This is a genomic window from Schnuerera sp. (assembly GCF_035459645.1).
Classification (GTDB): Bacteria; Bacillota; Clostridia; order Tissierellales; family Tepidimicrobiaceae; genus Schnuerera.
Genome location: NZ_DATHXO010000122.1, coordinates 1 through 2,207, shown reverse-complemented (window position 1 = coordinate 2,207; position 2,207 = coordinate 1). Strand labels below are relative to the sequence as shown.

2 protein-coding genes are annotated in these 2,207 nt (G+C 32.0%); both read left to right on the top strand.

All coding sequences use genetic code 11. The features are described from left to right. Positions 1-406: 406 nt before the first annotated feature. Positions 407-1,336: a carbohydrate kinase family protein gene (locus tag VK998_RS02885; protein ID WP_325225271.1), complete on the top strand. Its 930-nt coding sequence runs from the start codon at positions 407-409 to the stop codon at positions 1,334-1,336. Beyond that, the coding region (locus VK998_RS02880; RefSeq protein WP_325225269.1) for a pseudouridine-5'-phosphate glycosidase at positions 1,333-2,207 on the top strand (875 nt) is incomplete at its 3' end. The genes VK998_RS02885 and VK998_RS02880, both read left to right, overlap by 4 nt.

The following is a 2,207-nucleotide window of genomic DNA, read 5'->3' as shown; positions in this document are numbered from 1 at the left end:
CATACATAAAAGAACTTAAATATTGATACAATAGAAACTCCTTGATTTCAAGGGGTTTCGTTGTTTTTGGGGATGAAAACATCATGTTTCGTAGGGATGGACCTGTGTGTCCATCCGGTTTCATATGGTACGAAATTTATATTTGGCATCGCAGTGGTAGATATTATGCGTTATATCATTGGATGGCAGACACATAGGTCTGCCCCTACGCACAACCATGATATATTCTATATTGTAGGGGTTGACACATAGGTCCACCTTCTATTGCTCTAGTGAAAATTCACTAGGGTTTTTATAACCAAATGATGTAAGTTATAACAAACCTAAAGTTTAAATTGTATATAAATATGGTAAAATACAAGTAGTTGTTATTATAAAAAAGGGATATCTTAGGAGAGGATATATTGTGAAAGGTAAATCTTATATAACCATAGTGGGTGGAGCTAATATAGATATTATTGGATTACCTCATAAGAAACTTAGAATGAAAGATTCCAATCCAGGGAAAACTGCTATAACCTTAGGTGGGGTTGGAAGGAATATAGGGGAAAATCTAAGTAGATTAGGAATAAATACTAAGCTTATTACTGTATTAGGGAAGGATGTCTATGGAAAGCAAATAGTAGAAGAAGGAAAGAAGATAGGACTGGATATGTCAGAATCTTTAATAGTACAAGATGAGGCAACATCAACATACATAGCCATATTAGATAAAACAGGAGATATGAATCTAGCCCTTTCATCTATGGATATATTTGAAAAGATGACTATAGCTTTTATTCAAAACAAACAAGAAATTATTGAAAATTCCACCCTCTGTATAATAGATACTAATATACCTATTGAGGTATTAAAATACATAGTATCTAATTTTAAAGTTGATTTCTTTTTAGATACGGTATCTACTTCCAAAGCTGAAAAAGTTAAAGATATACTAGGTAATTTTCATACGATAAAACCTAATAAATTAGAAGCAGAAATATTATCTGGGATAGAAATAGTAGATAAAAAAGATTTGAAAAAAGTAGCCACTTATTTTTTAGATATGGGAGTAAAAAGGGTATTTATAACTTTAGGGGAAGATGGAATATACTACTTGGATAAACAAAATGAAGTATATATGAAAGTACCAGAGATATCAACTATAAATGCCACTGGTGCAGGAGATGCTTTTATGGCAGGACTAGCTTATTCTTATTTTAATGGATTAGATATAGAAAGTACACTTAAAATTGCTATAGGCGCATCTCTTATGACTTTAGAGAATGAAAATACCATAAATTCAAATATATCTGTAGAAAATATTGAGAAAAGAATAAAGGAGATGGGATTATGATAAAAGAGTATATGAATATTAAAGAAGAAGTAAAAAAGGCTATAGAAAATAGAAAACCTGTAGTGGCTTTGGAATCTACAATTATTTCTCATGGAATGCCTTATCCTCAAAATGTAAAAACTGCATTGGAAGTAGAAAAGATAATTAAAGATAGAGGCGCAATTCCAGCTACTATTGCCATATTAAATGGAAAAATTAAGGTAGGACTAAATAAAGAAGAAATTGAGTATTTAGGGAAAGCAAAAGATGTGAAGAAGGTGAGTAGAAGGGATTTGCCTTTTATTATATCTAAAAAGTTGAATGGTGCTACTACAGTAGCTTCTACTATGATAATAGCTAAATTAGCAGACATCAAAGTGTTTGTTACAGGAGGCATAGGCGGAGTTCATAGAGGTGCTGAGAAGACCTTTGATATATCTGCTGATTTACAAGAGTTGGGCCATACCAATGTAGCAGTAGTTTGTGCTGGAGCTAAATCCATATTGGATTTAGGGCTTACATTAGAGTACTTAGAAACCTTTGGTGTACCTGTTGTAGGATTTAAGACTGATGAGTTCCCTGCATTTTTTACGAGGGAAAGTGGATTTGGAGTTGATTATCAAATAGATGAGGAAGATGAGTTGGCGAAGATTATAAAAACTAAATGGGATTTAGGATTAGACGGAGGAATTGTAGTTGCAAATCCAATTCCTAAAGAATATGAAATGGATCCTAAAACAATAAACAAGGCTATTAAAGATGCTTTAAATGAAGCAAAAACTAAAGATATAAAAGGTAAAGAAGTAACTCCATTTTTATTGGATAAGGTAAAGGAGATAACTAAGGGTAATAGCTTACAATCTAATATAGAGTTAGTGTATAACAATGCAGT